The sequence below is a fragment of the Rhizobium sp. BK602 genome (assembly GCF_014195095.1).
Taxonomy (GTDB): Bacteria; Pseudomonadota; Alphaproteobacteria; order Rhizobiales; family Rhizobiaceae; genus Rhizobium.
On the sequence record NZ_JACIBC010000011.1, the window covers coordinates 126,072 to 146,382 of the forward strand.

The window sequence follows — 20,311 nt, forward strand, 5'->3', positions numbered from 1 at the left end:
GTCTCCTAAATAAATTAAGCTATAAATATATTGTTACTATGATTTATGCCGGATCTATTTTGATTTTTTACTTGTCGCCTAAATTGATGCGCTAATATCATTGCGGCTCGCTATCAACGCCAGCCATAAACCGTCGGCTTCATACGTATTCCGTGCGATTTGGCGAAAATATTGAGGGTCGAGACGCGTTTGGGTTGTGAGTTGGCGATTGCGTCTGCGGCGAGTTCGTCCGGATATTATGTCGGCGTCTTGGGTGAGGCGACGCGACTGCTATTGCAATCAGAAAGGAGAAGCCCGCCCGTCACCAGCCATAGCCGCTCACGGACGGGCCTCCCGCCGATGGTGTTGGGGTTCATCGGCGTGGAAATCTCTAGGGTGCGCCCAATGAATCGTCGCTGAATTGCGTATTCATCCTGGATTCAGCGATCCGGTACGAGGGATGAGGGGCAATAGCCTTCGATACATGTGCCGCTATTGTCGGGGAGCGGAGCTGGCATGTTGGGTCAGGCCGTCAGTCGCCGTGCCATCATGATGTCGTCGATCTCCCTGCCATTGTGGCGGACGCCGCCGGGAATTCTGCCGATTTCGCTGAAGCCCTGGCGACGATAGAAGGCGATCGCGGTCGGGTTTTCGCGCTGACGACGAGATGCTCTTCACCTCATGTGACAATGGCGGTTGTGCCGACAAGTCTTTGGCCTACATCAGAAAAGCTCGCCGAGCATGTTGCGGGCCAGGGCGCGCAGTCGCGGCAGCTCGGCTTCGTCGATTGAGCGATATGGAAAGCGTAAACGCGTCCCGACCGGCCCCCACTGGCCGATGGCGCAGAGAAGCTTGTCGAGCGCCGCGTTCGAATAGCCGAGGTTCCGCCGGAAAGGAACGATGTGATCCGCCATGAACTTGCAGATGCGGCTTTCCAGTTCCAGAGCGGCCTCCAGCTCGTTGTGCATCGATTGCGTCCAGCGTTGCGCCCCGTGGGGACTGAGGCAGGCGACGTTCGAAAAGGAACCGGCGGCGATGCCCTCCCGGAAGCCGGTTGCGAGATGGTGGCCCGGAACGAAGAGGGCCAATCCCTGCAGATGTTGGCGCGCTTGCCGATACCAGTCCTTGTCGCCATCCGCGAGCTTGACGCCGACGACCTGGGGCACCGCCTTACCGATATCGCCAAGGTCCGCCGGCGTGAGCGCGCGTTTGGCATGCGGCGGATTGTAGAGGATGAGGGGAATGTCATCCGCCAGATCGGCGGCCCGCCGCAGAAAGTCGATCGCCTCCATATTCGTCAGCGGCCACCAGTCTGGAAGGATCACCTGAAAGGCCGCCGGCTGAAGTTCCACGGCGCGGCGGAGCCGGTTCAACATGATCGTGGGGTCGGGCTGGCAGGCTCCGATAACGAAGGGCATGCCCGACGCCCGGCATCGCTCGGCGAGTAGGGACTGAATCTGGTCGAATTCCTCTTCCGTCTGGTTATGGAATTCTCCGGCCGTGCCGTTCGAATAGATGCCGTCGACGCCGGCGTCGATGAGGATATCCAGTTCCTCGGCCAGCTTGCTGAAATCGATACTGTCGTCGGCTTCGATCGGCAGAAGCAGAGCGGCCCAGTTGCCTCGAACCGTGTGGTGCGGATGTTTTGTCGGCACAGGCATTTCCCCGTTTGAGCGATCAAGGCAGATCATCGCGAATACAGGCCTTGAAATGGCCGGGTGAAACCTCTCGCAGCTCTGGCACGGCCTCGGCGCAGGCCGGCAGTGCGTTCGGACAACGGGTGCGGAAGACGCAGCCGCTTGGCGGATCGGCCGGGCTTGGAATATCGCCATTGAGGATCTGGCGTTCGCGGCGAGCGCTCGGATCGGGTGAGGGGATCGCCGACAGCAGCGCTCGCGTATAGGGATGCTGCGGGTGGGTATAGAGTTCGCCGCTCGGCGCGATTTCCATGATGCGCCCGAGATAGAGCACGATGATCCGGTCGCAGATATATTCGACCACGGCGAGATCATGCGAGATGAAGAGCATGGTAAGGCCGAGATGCTGCTGCAGGTCGCGCAGCAGGTTGATCACCTGCGCCTGGATCGACACGTCGAGCGCCGACACCGGCTCGTCGGCCACCAGAAACTCGGGCGCCAGCGTCAGCGCTCGGGCAATGCCGATGCGCTGGCGCTGGCCGCCGGAAAATTCATGCGCATAACGCGTGATGGCGTCGGCCGGCAGCTCCACCTGTTCGAGCACCGTGCGCGCCCGCTCCAGCCTTTCTTTGGTCGTGCCAATATGCTGGATCTTCAGGCCTTCCGTCAGGATTTCGCCGATCGTCATGCGTGGCGACAGACTCGCGAACGGGTCCTGGAAGATATATTGCATGCGCGGGCGCATCCGGCGCATGGCTGTCGCCGAAAGCGTGGTTAGTTCCTCGCCGTCAAAGCGAACACTGCCTGCGGATGGCTCGACAAGACGCAGGATCGAGCGGCCGATCGTGGTCTTGCCGCTGCCGGATTCGCCGACAAGCCCGACCACTTCGCCCCTGCCGATGTCGAAGGAGATATCCTGCAATACGGCAAATTTGGCGCCACGGGACGTATAGTGTTTCGCTAGATCGCGGACGCGAAGCAGAGGTTCGCTCATCTAGATCTCCTGCCAGCGGATGCAACGGCTTTGACGATGTGGGCCGATGGCAACAAGCGGCGGCACCCCGGCGCGGCAGGCATCGATCGCGAACCTGCAGCGCGGCGCGAAGGCGCAGCCCGGCGGCATATGCATCAGGCCGGGCACCACGCCGGGTATGGCGGCAAGCTTTTCGCCGGCCTGCCTCATGCGGGTCGCCTCGCCCAGCCGTGGCATGGAAGCGAGCAGGCCCAGAGTGTAAGGGTGTCGGGGACTGCGGAAAACCTCGCTCACCGGGCCGGTCTCGACGATCCGGCCGGCATACATCACCGCCACACGATGCGCGATTTCGGCGACCACGCCGAGATTGTGGGTGACGAAGAGCATGGCCATGCCGCGCTCCCGCTGCTGTGTCCGGAGAAGATCGAGGATCTGTGCCTGGATGGTGACGTCGAGCGCCGTCGTCGGCTCATCGGCGATCAGCAGCGTCGGGTTGCAGGCGAGCGCCATGGCGATGGTGGCGCGCTGGCGCATGCCGCCCGAAAGCTCGTGCGGATATTGGCCGGCGCGGCGCCTGGCATCGGGAATGCCGACACTAGCGAGCAATCCGATTGCCGCATCCATCGCTGCCCTGCGGGTTGCCTTCCGATGGACGCGGATCGGCTCGGTGATCTGGTCGCCGATCGTATAGACCGGATTGAGGCTCGACATCGGCTCCTGAAAGATCATGCCGATGTCGTCGCCGCGGATCGCCCGCATCTGCCTCTCGGCGATTGAGGCGAGATCGCTTACCGTTCCATCCTTGCGTTTCAAGCGGATGCTGCCGGCTGCGATGACGCCGATATTGCGCGCCAAGAGCCGCATCACGGACAGGCTGGTGACCGATTTTCCCGAGCCGGATTCGCCGACCAGCGCCAGGGTTTCGCCCGCCGCGACGGTAAGGTCGAGGTCATCGACCGCCGTCACGTCGCCGGAGCGGAGACGAAACACCGTCCGCAGGCCGTTGATATCGAGAATGGTCTCCGCGCCTGCTTGCATGAGCTGTCAGCCTAGCAGACAGGCCGCGCGCAGGATCTCGTCGATCCGGGCGGTCTCGGCATCGTTGAGCGGGGCGCGGGGTCTCGGCATCAATGGGGTGTCGATGATCCCCAGGCTCTTCATCGCGGCCTTGAAGGCGCCGATGCCGGAGGCTCCGCCGCTGACGCGGCCCTGCGCCACCCAGACGATCTCGAACAGCCGGCAGAGGCGCTCCTGCTCCTTGCGCGCCGCCGCCCAGTCACCGCGCTGGGCCGCATCCCAGAGGCGGACATAGCCGTGCGGATCGACATTGGCGATGCCGGGCACCACGCCATGCGCGCCCATCAAAAGCGCGGTGTCGACGACGATCTCCGAGCCGGTCATCAGGAAGATGTCCTTCCGATCGGCGAGGTCGAGCAGCACATAACGGAAATTGCCGTCGTCACCGCTGGAATCCTTGAGGCCGATGATTGTGCCTTCCCGCGCCAGCGTGATGGTGGTCTGGCGTTGCAGCTTCACATGCACGCAGACCGGGATGTCATAGGCGATCAGCGGTATGTCGACCGCGTCGCGGATATAGCGGAAATGATCGAGGATCTCCGGCTGGCTGGTGACGGTGTAGAAAGGGGCGGTGACGACGACCGCGTCGGCGCCCGCCGCCTTGGCGATCCTGGCGTGATCGATGACACGATCCGTGGTCGGATCGATGACACCGGCAATCAGCGGCACGCGGCCATTGATGACCTTGGCCGAATGTTCGATGATCTCCCGTCTCGTCTTTTCGTCGTGAAAAACCACCTCGCTCGTCGAGCCGAGCACGAAGAGACCATGACATCCGGCCTTAATCAGATGCTCCAGCACCCGCGTATAGGAGGCGTAATCGACGGTCAGATCCGCCTTCAGCGGCGTGATAACGGGGGGAACGACACCCTTGAATTTGCTCATATTCGCTTTCTCTTGGTGGTTGGTCTTACTCAGTGCGCGGGTCGAAGGCATCGCGAAGACCGTCGCCGATGAAGTTGATGGCAAGGACGGCGAGGACGAGCGCTGCGCCGGGGAAGAGCCATTGCCAGGGATATTGTTCGAAGACGGCCGTCGAACGGGCGGCATTCAGCATGTTGCCCCAGCTTGCCGCGGGCGGCGCGATGCCGAGGCCCAGGAAGGAGAGTCCTGCCTCCAGCAGGATGGAATTGGCGATCTGCAGCGTCGCGAAAACGACGAGGATGTCGATCGAATTCGGCAATCCATGCCGAAAGAGCAGGTGGGGGAGACGCGCGCCCATGCCGCGGGCGGCGATCACGAAGTCGCGTTCGCGCAGCTCCAGGAGGCGTGAGCGGATCATACGCGCCAGAAGTGGCCAGGACAGCAGCGAGATGACGAGGATCGTCGGCCAAATGCCGGTGCCGGCGATCGAGGCGAGCACCAGAAGGAAGATCACCGGCGGCAGCGTCATCACCAGATCGACCAAGCGCATGGTGACGGCATCCGTGACGCGGCCGGCCAGCGCGGAGGTCGCGCCGACGAGGAAACCGATGGCGGCTGCGATCACGGTGGAGAGGATGGCGACGAGCAGCGAGATGCGCCCACCCTCCAGGACGCGGGCAAAGACGTCGCGGCCGACGCCGTCGGTGCCGAACCAGTGCTTGGCCGTCGGCCCGCCGTTCATCGCAAGCAGGTCGATATCGTTCGGCTTGAAGCTCCACCATAGCGGATAGGAGAGGATGAGCACGATGAGGGGGACGATCAGACAGAGGCCGAAGACGGCGATGCGATTGAGAAGGAAGCGATCGAAGGCACGCGCCAGCGGGCCGGGGCTGTGGGTTGGAGAGCGGGCCAGCATCGATCAACCCACCTTGATGCGCGGATCGATCACCGCATAGGTGATGTCCGTCAGGAGATTGACGACGATGACGCAGGCGCCGATCACCAGCGTTGCTCCCATGATGACCGGATAGTCGCGTGCGCTCACCGCATCGACGAGCAGGAGCCCCATGCCCGGCCAGTTGAAGACGCTCTCGATGAAAATCGCGCCGCCGATCGCAAGGCCGATGGTCGAGCCGATCAGGGTGACGACCGGCAGCAGCGCATTGCGCAGCGCGTGCTTGGTGATGACCCAGAATTCATAGACGCCTTTGGCGCGCGCTGTGCGCACATAGTCCTGGCTCAGCACTTCCAGCAGCGAGGCGCGCATGTAGCGGGTGATGAGAGCGGCTTGCGCAATGGCGAGAAGCGAGGCTGGCAGGACGAGGTGACGCAGCAGGTCGCCGATGGAGAAATTGGCTCCGGGTGTCAGCATGCCGCCGGAGGGCATCCAGCGCAGCCTGACGGAGAAGACATAGAGTCCGATCAAGGCGCTCAGAAAGGCCGGGCTTGAAATCCCGGCAAGTGCGAAGATGGAGAACGAAACGTCCAGCAGCGAATTGCGGCGCACGGCGCTGACGACACCGATCGCGATGCCGCCCAGGATGGCGATGAGGATCGCAGACCCCATCAGAAGCAGCGTGGGACCGACGCGCGACAGCACGAGATCGAGCACGGGTTGATCGAACCGCTTGATCGAATAGCCAAGATTGCCGGCGAGTGCCTGCTTGAGCCAGGCGAGATATTGCAGCGGCAAAGGCTGGTCGAGACCAAGCCGGGTCCGTAGTGCCGCAAGATCGGCCGGCGACATCGGCACATTCGGATCGATATAGGCGTCGATCGGGTCGCCGGGGGTGAGCCGCAGAAGGACGAAGGTCAGCAGGCTGAGCGCCAGCAGCATTCCCGAGCCGATCAATAGGCGCCGAAGACTATATCCGAGCATGAAACCATTCCCCGTGGGCGGCCTGCTTCCTGTCGGCCACCCTTATGCTAAGGGAGCCTTTCGCCTATTCGGCGAGCGACCATTTTTCCGGATGCGCCTGATACGGGCCGCCACCGGGTGCCGGGGTCCAGACGAAATCCTTGACCTTGGCGGAGACGACGCCATAGCGATTGGCGACCCAGAGCGTTCCCCAGGGAAGCTCGCCGTTCATGATCTTGCAGACATCCCGATAGCGGGCGTTGCGCTTGGAGAGGTCCGTTTCACCGAGCGCCGCATCGAGCGCGGCGGTCAGGTCCGGCATGCGGGCGCGCACCACGTTCGCCCCAGCCGGCGGGATCTGCTTCTCGTTGAGGCCGGCATTGATGCTGCTGGGATCGGGGCCGTTCTGGAGGCCGGCATAGATCATCTGGAATTGCGAGACATCCGGCTTCGGGTTGAGCACGATGCTGTTGAAGGTCGGCGTGTCCACGGCACGCGGCGTGACGTTGATGCCAACCTGCGCCAGCATGGCCTGTATGGCTGCCATGACATTGGCCGCAAGCGGTGTCGTGTAATAGGTCAGGAGGGTGATCGGCTTGCCGCCATTGATCTCGTCCCAGCCGGCCTCTTTGAGCAATTGCCGCGCCTTTTCCGGATCATAGGCATAAGGCTCGACGTCTTTCGGCACGAGCTGGTCGGCGACGTAGGCGCAATTGGCCCGCTTGGCCGCGCCGCCGTAAAGGCTCTGGACGATGGCGCCGCGATCGATGGCGTACATGACCGCCTGACGCACGCGCAGATCCTTCCAGATCGGCGAATCGTGATTGAAGCCGAGATAGTTGACGACGAAGGATTCGCCCTCGATCACCCGGACATCGGCCTTGTCCTTGAAGGTCGCTACATCGTTGGAATCGACATAGGTGAACTGGATCTCGTCGGCCCGGAGCGCCGCGATTGCCGCCGCCGGGTTGGCGAAATAGCGGTTGATCAGCTTCTCCAGCGCCGGCTTGCCGCCGCGATAATCGCCATTGGCGGAAAGCTCGACATATTGATCCGGTACGTACCGGATGAACTTGAAGGGGCCTGTACCGATTGGCGTGGAGGACCACCAGCCGTTCTTGGCGAGCTGGTCGGGCGGGATCTGCGAGAGGGCATGCTCGGGAAGCATCATGATCTTCGTCACGGTGTCCAGCAGGCCGGCGGAGGGGGCGCTGAGCTTGAAGATCACCGTCCTGTCATCCGGCGTCTCGACCGAGGAAACGGCGGTGAGCCGGGCCGCAAGGACCGAACCGGTCTTAGGGTTCTTCGCCAGCTCGATGGTGAACTTCGCGTCCTTTGCCGTGAAAGGCTGCCCGTCGTGCCATTTCGCATCGGCAAGCTTGAAGGTATAGCTGCGCTGGTCGGCGCTGATCTCATAGGAGGAAGCCAGCACGCCGACGACCGTCTGCAGCTTCTCGTCATAGCTCACCAGCGGCTCGTAATAGGTGCTGAGCCAGGTGAAGCCGGCCGTGGCGGCCAGCGGATTGAAGTTGCCCTGGAATCCGCCGGGACCGACATCGAATCCGCCGGAAAGGGTTGCCGCCCAGGCAGGAGCGGGGATGGCCGATATGGTGGCGCTTGCCAATATCGTGGCCAGCGCAAAGGCCGATGACAGTCTGGACAGGCGATTCATGACGTTCCTCCCACGTTTGAATTCGTCTTGTTATGGCTTGTTGTTCGCGATCACCCTCGAAATGCCCTGGTAATGGCGGTCGAGCCGCAGCTTGGCTTCCTCGATATCCCTGGCTTCCACAGCATCGACGATCGCCGCGTGATCCTTCCAGGTGGCGATCGGGTCGACATTGTCGAGGTTGACGAAATCGGAGGCCTTGTAGAAGGCCATCCAGAAGACGTCGATCAGCCGGACAAGCGTTTCGTTTTCCTGGCAGCGGAAGAGCAAGCGATGGAAAAGCTGGTCGTCCTCCGCGAAAGCTTCTCCCTTTTCAGCGTGAACGCGCATGCGGTTCACGGTGGCCCTGAGCTCGGCGATATCGTCCTCCCCGATCATCTCCAGGCTCTTGCCGATCAGCCCGACTTCCAGCGTCCGGCGGATCTCCAGCACTTCCTCGATCTGACGCAGCGCGCCGCCAAGCCCATAGGCGAGATTGTCCAGCAGCGGCTCGAAGGAGAAGGCCTTCACGAAGATGCCAATGCCGCGCCGCGATTCCAGCACGCCGACGGATTCCAGCGCCTTGATCCCCTCGCGCAGGGAATTGCGGCTGACCCCCAATTGATGGGCAAGCTCTCCTTCCGGCGGCAGTAAGGTGCCAGGCTCGACACCATTGTCGGCGATATAGGTCCTCAGGCTTTCCTGCACCGACACATGCAGGAGCGGCGCACGGGTGAGCGGCTTCATGGTCTTGAGCGTCATGCGAGTTCCACTTGATTGTCGGGTCGGAAATTAATTATCCACTTGTAGGATATCTGTCAAATGGACAAATTTCCGTCGAGATCGACCGGTCGCCGGGCTGACCTTAATTCTCCAACCTTTGCTCTGATTCGTGATGCCGCAGACCATTGGGTATGAGATCCGGCCTTGACTCCCAAAACGTTTTGGCATTCATTTCCAAAACGTTTTGGGAGGATCGATGTCAAACCTCAAGCAGCTTGCCAAATCCCTTGGCCTGTCGATCACGACCGTTTCGCGGGCGTTGGACGGCTATTCGGATGTGGCGCCGGCGACGCGGCTGCGGGTGGAGGAGGCGGCAAGGCACGCGGGATATCAGCCGAATGCTTCGGCGCGACGGTTGCGGCGCCAGCGCGCCGAGCTTGTCGCCGTGCCGCTGCCGAGCGCGCCCGGTCAGATCAGTCCGCCATACTTCATCGACATGCTGTCGGATTGTGCCGAGCATCTTGCGATTGCCGGCCTCAATCTGGTGATCGCCCCCGTGCCGAGAGGCCAGAGCGAACTGGACATGTGCCGCCGCTTCGTCGACGGCCATCGTGTCGATGCCATGGTTCTCGTGCGAACCAAGCGCAATGATGAGCGCGTCGAATTTCTTCAGTCTCGCGGCATTCCCTTCGTTGCCCATGGACGGACCGAGGCTAGGGTGCCTCACGCCTTCATAGACGGTGACGGGCATGCCGCCTTTCGCGAGGCCACGCTCCGCTTTGTCAAGGATGGCCACGACAGCATCGGCCATCTCGCCGGGCCGGGCGACTATAATTTCGCGCATCTGCGACGCGGCGGTTGGGAGGCGGGATTGTCCGAGGCCGGCCTGAGCGCCGATCTTCTGGAAGTCGGCGATCCGATGGAGCGTGGCGGATATCAGGCCGCGAAGGCGCTGATGTCGGGCAAGCATAAACCCACGGCCATCCTGTGCTGCACCGATGAAATGGCGATCGGAGCGCTGGGCGCCCTTCGGGAAATCGAGGGGGGAGATAGGGTCAGCCTCATCGGCCACGACGACGTGCCGATGAGCGCCTACAGCGATCCGCCGCTGTCGACCATGCACATGACGGGCGCGAATTTCGGCGAGCGGCTGGCGTCGCTGCTGCTGCGCGCCATCGCGGGCGAGGATCCTGCGACGCTACAGGAAATCTATCCGGTGGACTTCGTGCCGAGGCAAAGCCATCAGCGCCGCCCCTGATGCCGGATGCATGCCCGGCCCGAACGGCCGATTGTTCAAGGAGGAGGAACATGATGAAAAGCTTATTTCTGGGCGGCCTTGCCGTCGTAGCCGGCCTTGCAACCACCTCGCTGGCGCAGGCCGATACAATTTTCCTGTCCACGCAATTGCGGCCGATCGAAGAGGCGACCGTAGTGCGTGAGCAGCTTTTGAAGGATGTGAAGGGCTCCGTCGAATACGTTGTCGAGGAGCCGCCGCAATTCGCCGTTCGCATGGAAGCCGAGCGGCAGGCGGGCAAGCATACGATCAGCCTGGTCGGGGCCTTGCATGGCGAGCTGTCGCCGATCGCCGCCAAGGACGGGTTCGTGCCGCTCGACGACATGGCAGCGAAACTGGAAGCTGCCGGCATGCCGAAAAACCTGATCGATCTCGGCAAGCTCGGCAAGGACAAGCAGCAATATATTCCCTGGATGCAGGCGACCTACGTGATGGCGGCAAACAAGGAGGCGCTGCAATATCTTCCCGAAGGCGCCGACATCAACGCATTGACTTACGACCAGCTCATCGCCTGGGGCAAGAAGATGCAGGAGGCGACCGGCCAGCCGCGCATCGGTTTTCCCGCCGGTCCCAAGGGACTGATGCCGCGTTTCTTCCAGGGCTATTTCTATCCATCCTTCACCGGCGGCGTCGTGCGGCCGTTCAAGTCCGCCGATGCGGCCAAGGCCTGGGAGAGCTTCAAGCAGCTCTGGACGGTCGTCAATCCGAATTCGACCAACTACAACTTCATGCAGGAGCCGCTGCTCTCCGAAGAAGTCTGGGTCGCCTGGGATCATCTGGCGCGGCTGAAGGAGGCGGTCAGCAGCAATCCGGAACAATATGTCGTCTTCCCGGCGCCTGCCGGCCCGAAGGGGCGGGGTTATATGCCGGTGGTGGCAGGTCTCGCCATCCCACAGGGCGCACCGGACGAGCAGGGCGCGCGTACCGTCATCGAGCATCTCATCCAGCCGGAGGTGCAACTGACGGTGGCTGAAAAGGTCGGCTTCTTCCCGACGGTGGATGCGAAGCTTCCCGAGGATATCGATCCGGGTATCGCCCTTTTGGCTAAGGGTGTCGATGCGACGCAGAACGCCAAGGACGCCATCGTTTCGCTGCTCCCGGTCGGGCTCGGCGACAAAGGCGGCGAGTTTAACAAGGTCTATATGGATACGTTCCAGCGGATCGTCATCCGCAACGAGCCGATCGATCAGGTCCTGAACGAGCAGGCCGCCGCTCTTTCCAAGATCATGACGGACACGAAGGCGCCGTGCTGGGCGCCGGACAAGGCCAGCGATGGCGCTTGCCCGGTCGAATAGGCCGTCCGGTCGCCGTGGGTTCCGGTTGTCGCTGGAACCCACGATCCAACGCGAGTAATCCTGATGACTGCAAACCGCTCCGTGGTTCCCTATCTGCTGATTGCGCCCGCTGTCTTGTTTTTGGCGCTGCTGTTCATCGTTCCGCTTGTGCAGACCATCTGGCTTGCCGTTTCGCAAGATGGAAGCTTTTCGGTGGCCAATTTCCAGACGCTGACGGGCGATCTGAATTTCGCGTCGGCCATCCGCAATACCTTCCTTCTGACGCTCGTCGTCGTCCCGATCCAGGTCGCCATGGCGCTCATCATGGGCAGCATGGTCGCCAAGGTCGGGGGAGGGCGGGAGACGATCCTGTGGATCTGGACGATCCCGCTCGGCATTTCCGATCTGGCTGCCGGCCTGGTCTGGCTCTCGATCCTGCAGAACAGCGGCTATCTCAATAGCCTGCTCTTCGAGCTTGGCATCATCTCCCGGCAAGCGAACTGGCTGACCTACCAGACGCCGGTCGCCCTGTTCATCGGGATCGCTGTCGCCGAGATCTGGCGCGGGACCGCAATCGTCATGGTCATTATCGTCGCCGGCCTCAACCAGGTGCCGAAGGAGTTCCGCGAGGCGGCCGAAATCTTCGGCGCCAGCCGGTGGACGCGGTTCTACCGGATTACGCTGCCGCTGATCCGGCCGGCGCTGCAATCGGCACTGATCCTGCGCACGGTGCTCGCCTTCGAAGTCTTCGCCGTCGTCTACGCGCTCGGTGGAACCAACATGCCCGTGCTCGTCGGCGAGGCCTATACCTGGCAAAACCAGAACCAGAATTATGGTGTCGCGGCGGCCTATGCCGTGCTGATCATGATCATTTCGCTCGCCGCCACCGTCGTCTATCTCAAGGCTGTCAAGGTCGATCCGGAGCGTCTGCCATGAGCGCGTCACGAACAGCAAGCTTCACCGGTGCACGCACGCTTCTGTTCTGGAGCGGCATCACCGTACTCTGCGCCTGGGTTCTCGTGCCGATCTATCTCGTGGCGCTCGGCGCGCTCGGAGGCAAGACGGGTGTCTACAAATGGCCGAAGTCGATCCTGCCCACCAATGTCTCGATCGATCCTTTCCTGCTGTTTCTGAAAACGGAAGGGGTCGCGACCGCTTTTTTGAATTCGCTCGGTGCCGCCGCCATCACCGTGGCGCTGTCGATCCTGATCGGCGCGCCGGCGGGTTATGCGCTGGCGCGCTACCAGTTCCGGGGCAAGGACAGTTTCCGACTATTGGTGCTGCTGACGCGGGCCTTCCCGCTGGCGATCCTGGCCCTGCCGCTCACCGTCTCCTTCATCCGCATGGGGCTCTACGACACCGTTGTCGGTGTCGGTCTGGTGCATACGGTGCTAGCGCTGCCTTTTGCCGCGCTCGTCACCCAGGGCATCTTCATGGGCGTGCCGCGCGAGCTGGAGGAGGCGGCCTGGGTGTTCGGCTGCTCGCGTATCGAGGCCTTCTTTCGCATCGTTGCGCCGATTGCCCTTCCAGGGCTTGCCGCAACCGCCGTCTTTGCCTTCGTCATCTCCTGGAACGAGGTCTTCGCGGCATCCGTGCTGACGGTGCGCAACAGGACACTGACGGCCTATCTCCTGACCGTGCTTGCGGAAAGTCCGCTGCATTATCGTTTCGCGGGAGGGCTACTTCTCATTCTTCCCTCCGTCGTCTTCATCTTCGCGGTCAGGCGTTATCTGTTCGCGATCTGGGGTATCTCCAGCAAATGAGCGGGATCTGACCATGGCAAACATCAAGATCGATCGCATCAGGAAGAGCTTCGGCGCCTTCGATGCGCTGAAGGAAATCTCGCTGGACATTGGCGATGGAGAGTTCGTGTCGCTGCTTGGCCCATCGGGATGCGGCAAGACGACCTTGCTGCGCATTATCGCCGGGCTGGAAACCGAAACGTCCGGCGACATCCTGATCGGCGGCAAGGCCGTGAACGGGTTGGCGCCCAAGGATCGGGGGCTCGCCATGGTCTTCCAGAACTATGCGGTCTTCCCGCATATGACGGTCTTCGAGAATGTGGCCTTCGGCCTGCGCATGCAGAAGGCCGATGCCGCCAGGGTGAAGGCGCAGGTCGAGAAGGCGGCGGCACTGCTCCACATCGAGCCCTATCTCGATCGCTATCCCAACAAGCTGTCCGGTGGCCAGCGTCAGCGCGTCGCGGTGGCGCGCGCACTGGCGGTCGAGCCGCAGGTGCTGTTGATGGACGAGCCGCTCTCCAATCTCGATGCGCTGCTGCGGCTGGAGATGCGCACCGAGCTCAAGGCCGTGTTGCAGGCGGCGGGAACGACCACCGTCTATGTCACGCATGACCAGACGGAGGCGATGGGCCTCTCCGACCGCATCGCCGTCATGTACAACGGCCGCATCGAGCAGGTCGGGCCGCCCGTCGAGATCTACAGTCATCCGTCGACCCGTTTCGTCGGCGGCTTCATCGGAAATCCGCCGATGAACTTCATTCGCCTGCCGGTCGAGGGCGGAGCGGTGAAGCTCGGCAGCCGGACGCAGGCGGTGCCGCAGGCAAGCGGCGACATCGTGCTCGGCCTGCGCGGCGAGGATGTGGCGCTTGCGCCCGTGTCCGAGGGCCTGCCGCTTGACGTGCGGGTTTCCGAGCCGATGGGGTCGCATCTGCTGCTGACCGGCACCATCGCGGGGCAGGCGGTCAGGGTCATCCTGCCGCCGGGAGAGAAGGTCAGAGCCGGCGATACGATCGGGCTGAGGCCCGATCTCGACCGTCTGACCTGGCTGTCGCCGGAGACCGGTCTAGCGCTTAACAATCCTGCCCACTGATCAGAATTCTACATAGGACCACGATATGACGGACTTTATCGCCAAGGCCCGCGCCATCCTGAAAACGAACGATCGCGGTGGCTATACCGTGCCGACGGACCGGCTCTATCCCTTCCAGTGGAACTGGGATTCCGCTTTCGTCGCCATGGGGTTTGCCGCCTATGACGTGTCCCGCGCCTATCGTGAACTGGAACGTCTCGCCGAGGGGCAATGGGCCGATGGCATGATCCCGCATATCGTCTTTCATGCGCCGAGCGACAGCTATTTTCCCGGCCCGGATGTCTGGCGGACATCGCATGCCACGCAAACATCCGGTATCACCCAGCCGCCCGTCTTCGGCATGGCGCTGAAACATGTCCATGACGCGGCGCTCGCCAGCGGCTTGGCGGAGGCCGACAAGCGCTGCGCGCCGCTCTTCGAGGCGGCGCTGCGCTGGCATCGGTGGTGGTATGCGGCGCGCGATCCGGAGGGGACAGGACTTGTCGCCCTGCTGCATCCCTGGGAGAGCGGTAGCGACAACTCGCCGGCCTGGGATATCGCGATGGCGCGCGTGCCGACCACGACGCAAACCGTCGTTCTGCGCAAGGATACCGGCCATGTAGATCAGGCCATGCGCCCGCGCGATGAGGATTATCGGCGCTTCATCCATCTGGTGGATATCTATGCCGCCTGCGGCTGGGACCCCAAGCGCCAGTGGGCGGCGGCACCGTTCAAGATCGCCGAAGTGCAGACGACGGCCATCCTCCTGAAGTCCGGCGAGGAACTGGAGCGACTTGCGGACCTGCTCGGGCGGGCGCGGGAGGCGGATGAACTGCGAGCGCTGAATGCGTTATCCAGGCAGGCGCTGATGGCGCAGTGGCGGCCGCATCTGCGCCGTTTCGTCTCTCGCGATCTGATTTCCGGCCAGGATGTGGAAGCGCCGACCCAGGCCGGCTTCATCCCGTTGCTGGCACTCGATCTGGCGCCGGATCTTCTGGATGCCGCCTGCGCGGAGATGGAGAGCTGGGCCAATGGCTTGGCGGTTGCCTTCCCATCGACGCCGAGAGCATTTACGGGGTTCGAGGCAAAGCGCTACTGGCGCGGCCCGGTATGGGGCGTGATAAACTGGCTGCTGATCGCCGGCCTTCGCCGCAACCACCGCGACGATCTTGCCGAGAGGCTGCGCGTCGCAACCATTCAGGCGGTCGAACGGCAAGGGTTTGCCGAATATTTCGACCCGCTGACCGGCGAAGGCTGCGGAGGTCTGGATTTCTCCTGGACCGCCGCCGCCTACATAGAGCTTTCACGCAACGCCGCGTGACGGCGATCGATCGCTATTCGGCGGCTGGGTCTGAAGGTGTCGTATCAGCCGCTCGATGTAATCGGCCATGGCGGCGACCATGTCGAAGGATTCCGGGTCGCGGAGCCATAGCATCTGCAAGCCGTCCATCATGGCGATCACTTCGCCGGCCACGGCGGGGCAGTCGATGGCTTTCCGGACCTCGCCCCGGACGATGCCGTCTTCGAGTTTTGCCGCTATGTCGATCTGCAATTGCCGGGCGCGGTTGCCGAACCAGGCCTTCGCGGGATGGTTCTGCGTCAGGCTTTCGGCATTGAGGATCGCGAAGGCACGCACGACCTCGGGGATACGTGTGTTGTATTCGGCCACCTGGACGAGGCCGGTCAGGAACGAACGCCAGTTCCCCTGGCCGTCGTCGATAGCGGCCGAACTATCGATATCGCGCTTGTCGAGAATGGCCAGCAGCAGATCGACCTTGGTTGGAAAATGGTGCAGCAGGCCGGGCAGGGACAGGCCGACATCCTTGGCGACGTCGCCGATGGCGGCGTTCTGGTAGCCGTCCCTGGCGAAGCGCTGCATGGCCGCCGCAAGAATGGCCTCGCGCCGCGATGCGCCTTTGGCGGACTTTCGCCGCTGCCTGGTTTCGGGTTCGGTTGGATTGTCCTGGCCGATCGTCATTGCGCCTGTTTCCGTCCTTTCATCCGCTTCTAACGCGATTGAACCGCGTGGCCAACCTGCCGATGTTCAGGCTCAGGTCTTTTCGCGGTCTGTCCTTGACTCTTTAAAATAACCGAGTACTCGGTAGGTTTAACGAAGGACATCGCCTGTGGCCATCCCTTCTATCGGCCTTGGCCAAGCAAGATGAGAGGAACCCCATGATCGACGATATTCTCGACGAGATGACGCTGGAGGAGCAGGTCTCGCTGCTTTCAGGTGCCGATTTCTGGACGACGGTTCCGGTGGAGCGGCTCGGCGTGCCGAAGGTCAAGGTCACCGACGGTCCCAATGGCGCCCGTGGCGGTGGCTCGTTGGTGGGTGGCGTCAAATCCGCCTGCTTTCCCGTCGCGATCGCGCTCGGCTCGACCTGGAATCCGGATCTTATCGAGCGCGTCGGCGCGGCGCTCGGCGAACAGGCCAAGAGCAAGGGCGCATCGGTGCTGCTGGCGCCGACCGTTAATATCCACCGCTCCGGCCTCAATGGCCGTAATTTCGAATGCTATTCCGAGGACCCGACGCTGACGGCCGCCCTGGCGGTCGCCTATATCAACGGCGTGCAAGGGCAGGGTGTCGCGGCAACGATCAAGCATTTCGTCGCCAATGAATCCGAGATCGAGCGCCAGACCATGTCGTCCGACGTCGATGAGCGGACGCTGCGCGAAATCTATCTGCCGCCCTTCGAAGATGCGGTGAAAAAGGCCGGCGTCCAGGCCGTGATGTCCTCCTACAACCGGCTGAACGGCACCTATACCAGCGAACATCCCTGGCTGCTGACGAAGGTCCTGCGCGAGGAATGGGGCTTTGACGGCATTGTCATGTCCGACTGGTTCGGTTCGCATTCGACGGTGGAGACGATCAATGCCGGGCTGGATCTGGAAATGCCGGGTCCCTGGCGCGACCGCGGTGAGAAGCTGGTTGCGGCCGTCCGCGAAGGCAAGGTCAAGGCCGAGACGGTGCGGGCGTCGGCGCGCCGTATCCTCCAGCTTCTCGAACGTGTCGGCGCCTTCGAAAAGGCACCTGATCTCAGCGAGCATGCGCTGGACCTGCCGCAGGATCGTGCGCTGATCCGTCAGCTCGGTGCCGAGGGTGCGGTGCTGCTGAAGAACGACGGCATTCTGCCGCTTGCCAAATCCTCCGTCGACCAAATCGCCGTCATCGGCCCGAATGCGGCGTCGGCTCGCGTGATGGGCGGCGGCAGCGCGCGGATATCGGCGCATTATACGGTCAGCCCGCTGGAAGGCATTCGCGCAGCCCTTTCCAATGCCAACAGCATCCGCCATGCGGTCGGCTCCGCCAACAATCGGCTGGTCGATCTCTTCAGCGGCGAGATGACGGTGGAATATTTCAAGGGGCGCGGCTGCCAGGGTCAGCCGGTGCATGTCGAGGCGGGCGACACGGGCGAATTCTTCTGGTTCGACCTTCCTGCCGAAGGGCTAGACATTGCCGATTTCTCGGCCCGCATGACGGGAACCTTCGTGCCGGAGGAAGGTGGCGAGCATGTCTTCGGCATGACCAATGCCGGTCTCGCCCGGCTCTTCGTGGACGGCGAACTCATTGTCGACGGCTATGACGGCTGGACGAAGGGCGAGAACTTCTTTGGCACCGCGAATGACGAACAGCGCCGGTCCAAGCGGCTCGAAGCCGGCCGCCGCTATCGGGTTGTCGTCGAATATGAGGCGCCGAAGGCAAGCCTTGATGGCATCAACGTCTGCGCGCTTCGTTTCGGCGTCGAAAGGCCGCTTGGCGATGCCGGCATCGCCGAAGCGGTCGAAACCGCCCGCAAGTCCGACACGGTGCTGCTGCTCGTCGGCCGTGACGGCGAATGGGATACCGAAGGCCTGGACCTGCCCGACATGCGTCTGCCCGGCCGGCAGGAAGAGCTGATCGGGAGGGTTGCCGAGGCCAATGCGAATGTGATCGTGGTGCTGCAGACCGGCGGGCCGGTCGAGATGCCCTGGCTCGACAAGGTCCGGGCGGTGCTGCAGATCTGGTATCCTGGCCAGGAGCTGGGCAATTCGCTCGCCGACGTCCTCTTCGGGGATGTCGAGCCGTCGGGACGCCTGCCGCAAACTTTCCCGAAGGTGCTCGCCGACAATTCCGCCATCACCGGTGATGCAACGATCTACCCCGGACAGGACGGCCATGTCCGTTATGCAGAAGGGATTTTCGTCGGCTATCGGCATCATGATACCCGCGAAATCGAGCCGCTTTTCCCCTTCGGCTTCGGCCTCGGCTACACCCGTTTCGCCTGGGCAGCCCCCCAGCTATCACAGACCGAGATGGGACCGGACGGTCTGACCGTCAGCGTCGGCGTCACCAATATCGGCGACCGCGCAGGCTCGGATGTGGTGCAACTCTATGTCCGTTCCATCGAGCCAAGGGTCGAAAGACCGTTCAAGGAGCTGCGCGCCTTTGCGAAACTCAAGCTGGAACCAGGAGCAACCGGTGTCGCCGAACTAAAAATCGGCCCCCGCGATCTCGCTTATTTTGATGTCGAGTCCGGACGTTTCCGGGCGGATGCCGGCGAATACGAGCTGATCGTGGCGGCCAGCGCGGCTGATATAAGGGCAAGCGTCACCATTCGGTTGCCGGCCGATCATGTGATGGAGCCATAGACGGCTATGTCCAGGGGATCGCGCCGTCAGCCAGATGGCGCTCGACGCGATCCCGTCCAGGTTTGATCAAAACGCAAACAGGCGGTGGGCCGTTTGGCCCGCCGCCTGTCGAATTGTTGGAGCCTCGTACGGGCGTTACCAGGGATTAGAACAGCCGATCCATCCAGCCATGCACGTCATTGCTGCGGCCGTTCTGGATGTCGAGCAAGGCGGCCTTCAGGCGCTGGGTCACGGGACCGGCGGTGCCGTCGCCGATGGTGAAATTGTGCTTGCGGCCCTTGAGCTTGCCGATCGGCGTCACCACCGCGGCCGTGCCGCAGGCGAAAGCCTCGCGCAGGCGGCCGCTTTCCGCGTCCTTCTGCCACTGATCGATCGAATAGGGTTCCTCGCGCACGGTGAGCCCGAGGTCGCGGCCGAGCGTGATCAGCGAGTCGCGGGTGATGCCCGGCAGGATCGTGCCGGTGAGCGGCGGGGTCTGCAGCGAGCCGTCGTCGAAGACGAAGAAGACGTTCATACCGCCGAGTTCTTCGATGTACCGGCGCTCCACCGCGTCGAGGAAGACGACCTGGTCGCAACCTTCCTGGGTCGCTTCGGCCTGCGCGGCGAGGCTCGCCGCATAATTGCCGCCGCATTTGGCTTCGCCGGTACCGCCAGGGGCGGCGCGGGTATAATTTTCCGAAACCCAGAGCGTCACGGCCGAAGCGCCGCCCTTGAAATAGGCGCCGACGGATGAGGCGACGACACAATAGACGTATTCGGCCGAGGGCTTCACGCCGAGCAGGGTTTCGGTCGCGAACATGAAGGGACGCAGATAAAGCGCCGCGCCGTCGCCCGTGGGTATCCAGTCCTTGTCGACTTCAACGAGCGAGCGCACGGATTCGAGGAAAAGCTCTTCCGGCAGCGGCGCCATGGCAAGCCGCGTGGCGGAATTGCGGAACCGGCGCGCATTGGCATCGGGACGGAAGAGGGCCGCGCCGCCGTCCGGCAAGCGATAGGCCTTCATGCCTTCGAAGATTTCCTGCGCATAATGCAGCACCAGCGTCGCCGGATCGATGTTGAACGCCTTGCGAGCCTCGATCTTCCCGTCATGCCAGCCACGTCCCTCGGTGTAACGGATGGTCACCATATGGTCGGTGAATACGCGGCCAAATCCGGGATTTTGCAGCAGAGCCTCACGCTCGTTCACCGGAACGGGATTCGAATTTCTCTCAAATATCAGGGTCTTTGCGCCGCTGTCGCTCATCGTCGGTTCCTTCGTCGGTAGCAGGTCGATTCCCGCTCACTGCTGACGGGTGGTTTAACCCAAATCAAGTGGCATTTGGTTGCGTTTATATTTGCTCAGGTAAAAGTTTTCGCGTTGTGTCCCTCATTTTCCAAAATTTCTAGTATTTTCTCCTAAAGCCGGTCGCTGAATTGATAGCGGTGCCCATGGATGTGGAGGTCCGGATCGACGGAGCCGCTTGCTTCGCGGGGCTTCTGCTGGTAGGAGCCTGCGGCAGCTTTAGGAAAGCTTAATTATCCGGTCGCAGCCCACCCGGTCA

Annotated in this window: 16 protein-coding genes and 2 pseudogenes; 7 read left to right on the forward strand and 11 right to left on the reverse strand. The window is 62.5% G+C overall.

The window, feature by feature from the left end; all coding sequences use genetic code 11:
* Positions 1–503: 503 nt before the first annotated feature.
* The 9 genes and pseudogenes from FHX11_RS27615 to FHX11_RS27655 all read right to left on the reverse strand — a co-directional run.
* Positions 504–632 (reverse strand): annotated as a pseudogene (locus FHX11_RS27615) (GNAT family N-acetyltransferase); the annotation flags it as partial.
* 69 nt (positions 633–701) lie between these two features.
* Positions 702–1,634 carry a dihydrodipicolinate synthase family protein gene (locus FHX11_RS27620; RefSeq protein WP_348649745.1) on the reverse strand — a complete coding sequence of 311 codons (933 nt, stop codon included), beginning with the start codon at positions 1,632–1,634 and terminating at the stop codon, positions 702–704.
* Positions 1,635–1,656: 22 nt separating this feature from the next.
* Positions 1,657–2,610, reverse strand: a complete 954-nt coding sequence (locus tag FHX11_RS27625; protein ID WP_184363903.1) for an oligopeptide/dipeptide ABC transporter ATP-binding protein — start codon at positions 2,608–2,610, stop codon at positions 1,657–1,659.
* Entirely contained in the window at positions 2,611–3,627 is a 1,017-nt protein-coding gene (locus FHX11_RS27630) for an ABC transporter ATP-binding protein (protein WP_184363907.1), read from the reverse strand.
* A gap of 6 nt (positions 3,628–3,633) precedes the next feature.
* Entirely contained in the window at positions 3,634–4,551 is a 918-nt protein-coding gene (locus FHX11_RS27635) for a dihydrodipicolinate synthase family protein (RefSeq protein WP_184363910.1), read from the reverse strand.
* A gap of 25 nt (positions 4,552–4,576) precedes the next feature.
* The gene (locus FHX11_RS27640) at positions 4,577–5,446 is read right to left on the reverse strand and encodes an ABC transporter permease (RefSeq protein WP_184363913.1); all 870 of its coding nucleotides are present in this window, start codon (positions 5,444–5,446) and stop codon (positions 4,577–4,579) included.
* Between the two features lie 3 nt (positions 5,447–5,449).
* Positions 5,450–6,409 carry an ABC transporter permease gene (locus tag FHX11_RS27645; protein ID WP_184363917.1) on the reverse strand — a complete coding sequence of 320 codons (960 nt, stop codon included), beginning with the start codon at positions 6,407–6,409 and terminating at the stop codon, positions 5,450–5,452.
* A 64-nt stretch (positions 6,410–6,473) separates the two neighbouring features.
* Positions 6,474–8,060: an ABC transporter substrate-binding protein gene (locus FHX11_RS27650; RefSeq protein WP_184363920.1), complete on the reverse strand. Its 1,587-nt coding sequence runs from the start codon at positions 8,058–8,060 to the stop codon at positions 6,474–6,476.
* Positions 8,057–8,798: pseudogene (locus FHX11_RS27655) on the reverse strand (FadR/GntR family transcriptional regulator). Before FHX11_RS27655 ends, FHX11_RS27650 begins: the two are co-directional and overlap by 4 nt.
* 217 nt (positions 8,799–9,015) lie before the next feature.
* On the opposite strand from FHX11_RS27655, the gene FHX11_RS27660 reads away from it, so the two are divergent.
* The 6 genes from FHX11_RS27660 (at position 9,016) to FHX11_RS27685 (ending at position 15,459) form a co-directional block, all read left to right on the forward strand.
* On the forward strand, positions 9,016–10,017 hold the full coding sequence (locus FHX11_RS27660) for a substrate-binding domain-containing protein (protein ID WP_184363926.1): 1,002 nt from the start codon (positions 9,016–9,018) through the stop codon (positions 10,015–10,017).
* 53 nt (positions 10,018–10,070) lie between these two features.
* On the forward strand, positions 10,071–11,348 hold the full coding sequence (locus FHX11_RS27665; RefSeq protein ID WP_184364001.1) for an ABC transporter substrate-binding protein: 1,278 nt from the start codon (positions 10,071–10,073) through the stop codon (positions 11,346–11,348).
* Positions 11,349–11,411: 63 nt separating this feature from the next.
* On the forward strand, positions 11,412–12,263 hold the full coding sequence (locus tag FHX11_RS27670; RefSeq protein WP_184363929.1) for a sugar ABC transporter permease: 852 nt from the start codon (positions 11,412–11,414) through the stop codon (positions 12,261–12,263).
* Complete coding sequence (locus tag FHX11_RS27675) at positions 12,260–13,090, forward strand: carbohydrate ABC transporter permease (protein WP_184363932.1); 831 nt, start codon at positions 12,260–12,262, stop codon at positions 13,088–13,090. Before FHX11_RS27670 ends, FHX11_RS27675 begins: the two co-directional genes overlap by 4 nt.
* 13 nt (positions 13,091–13,103) lie before the next feature.
* Complete coding sequence (locus FHX11_RS27680; RefSeq protein WP_184363935.1) at positions 13,104–14,159, forward strand: ABC transporter ATP-binding protein; 1,056 nt, start codon at positions 13,104–13,106, stop codon at positions 14,157–14,159.
* 25 nt (positions 14,160–14,184) lie between these two features.
* A complete protein-coding gene (locus FHX11_RS27685; RefSeq protein WP_184363938.1) occupies positions 14,185–15,459 on the forward strand; it encodes a neutral trehalase in 1,275 nt (424 codons plus the stop codon).
* Here FHX11_RS27685 and FHX11_RS27690 read toward each other — a convergent pair.
* Positions 15,442–16,116: a TetR/AcrR family transcriptional regulator gene (locus tag FHX11_RS27690; RefSeq protein WP_184363941.1), complete on the reverse strand. Its 675-nt coding sequence runs from the start codon at positions 16,114–16,116 to the stop codon at positions 15,442–15,444. The genes FHX11_RS27685 and FHX11_RS27690 overlap by 18 nt on opposite strands.
* Positions 16,117–16,313: 197 nt before the next feature.
* Here FHX11_RS27690 and FHX11_RS27695 point away from each other — a divergent pair, with 197 nt between their 5' ends.
* On the forward strand, positions 16,314–18,770 hold the full coding sequence (locus FHX11_RS27695) for a glycoside hydrolase family 3 C-terminal domain-containing protein (RefSeq protein ID WP_184363944.1): 2,457 nt from the start codon (positions 16,314–16,316) through the stop codon (positions 18,768–18,770).
* Between the two features lie 145 nt (positions 18,771–18,915).
* Here FHX11_RS27695 and FHX11_RS27700 read toward each other — a convergent pair whose 3' ends face one another.
* Positions 18,916–20,013, reverse strand: coding sequence for a branched-chain amino acid aminotransferase (locus FHX11_RS27700; protein WP_184363946.1), 1,098 nt, complete (start codon positions 20,011–20,013; stop codon positions 18,916–18,918).
* Positions 20,014–20,311 lie beyond the last annotated feature (298 nt).

Bases quoted from the DNA above. Each gene is read 5' to 3' on its own strand.
- FHX11_RS27625 (WP_184363903.1), bottom strand. From the start codon at position 2,610: ATGAGCGAACCTCTGCTTCGCGTCCGCGATCTAGCGAAACACTATACG.
- FHX11_RS27630 (WP_184363907.1), bottom strand. From the start codon at position 3,627: ATGCAAGCAGGCGCGGAGACCATTCTCGATATCAACGGCCTGCGGACG.
- FHX11_RS27635 (WP_184363910.1), bottom strand. From the start codon at position 4,551: ATGAGCAAATTCAAGGGTGTCGTTCCCCCCGTTATCACGCCGCTGAAG.
- FHX11_RS27640 (WP_184363913.1), bottom strand. From the start codon at position 5,446: ATGCTGGCCCGCTCTCCAACCCACAGCCCCGGCCCGCTGGCGCGTGCC.
- FHX11_RS27645 (WP_184363917.1), bottom strand. From the start codon at position 6,409: ATGCTCGGATATAGTCTTCGGCGCCTATTGATCGGCTCGGGAATGCTG.
- FHX11_RS27650 (WP_184363920.1), bottom strand. From the start codon at position 8,060: ATGAATCGCCTGTCCAGACTGTCATCGGCCTTTGCGCTGGCCACGATA.
- FHX11_RS27660 (WP_184363926.1), top strand. From the start codon at position 9,016: ATGTCAAACCTCAAGCAGCTTGCCAAATCCCTTGGCCTGTCGATCACG.
- FHX11_RS27665 (WP_184364001.1), top strand. From the start codon at position 10,071: ATGAAAAGCTTATTTCTGGGCGGCCTTGCCGTCGTAGCCGGCCTTGCA.
- FHX11_RS27670 (WP_184363929.1), top strand. From the start codon at position 11,412: ATGACTGCAAACCGCTCCGTGGTTCCCTATCTGCTGATTGCGCCCGCT.
- FHX11_RS27675 (WP_184363932.1), top strand. From the start codon at position 12,260: ATGAGCGCGTCACGAACAGCAAGCTTCACCGGTGCACGCACGCTTCTG.
- FHX11_RS27680 (WP_184363935.1), top strand. From the start codon at position 13,104: ATGGCAAACATCAAGATCGATCGCATCAGGAAGAGCTTCGGCGCCTTC.
- FHX11_RS27685 (WP_184363938.1), top strand. From the start codon at position 14,185: ATGACGGACTTTATCGCCAAGGCCCGCGCCATCCTGAAAACGAACGAT.
- FHX11_RS27690 (WP_184363941.1), bottom strand. From the start codon at position 16,116: ATGACGATCGGCCAGGACAATCCAACCGAACCCGAAACCAGGCAGCGG.
- FHX11_RS27695 (WP_184363944.1), top strand. From the start codon at position 16,314: ATGATCGACGATATTCTCGACGAGATGACGCTGGAGGAGCAGGTCTCG.
- FHX11_RS27700 (WP_184363946.1), bottom strand. From the start codon at position 20,013: ATGAGCGACAGCGGCGCAAAGACCCTGATATTTGAGAGAAATTCGAAT.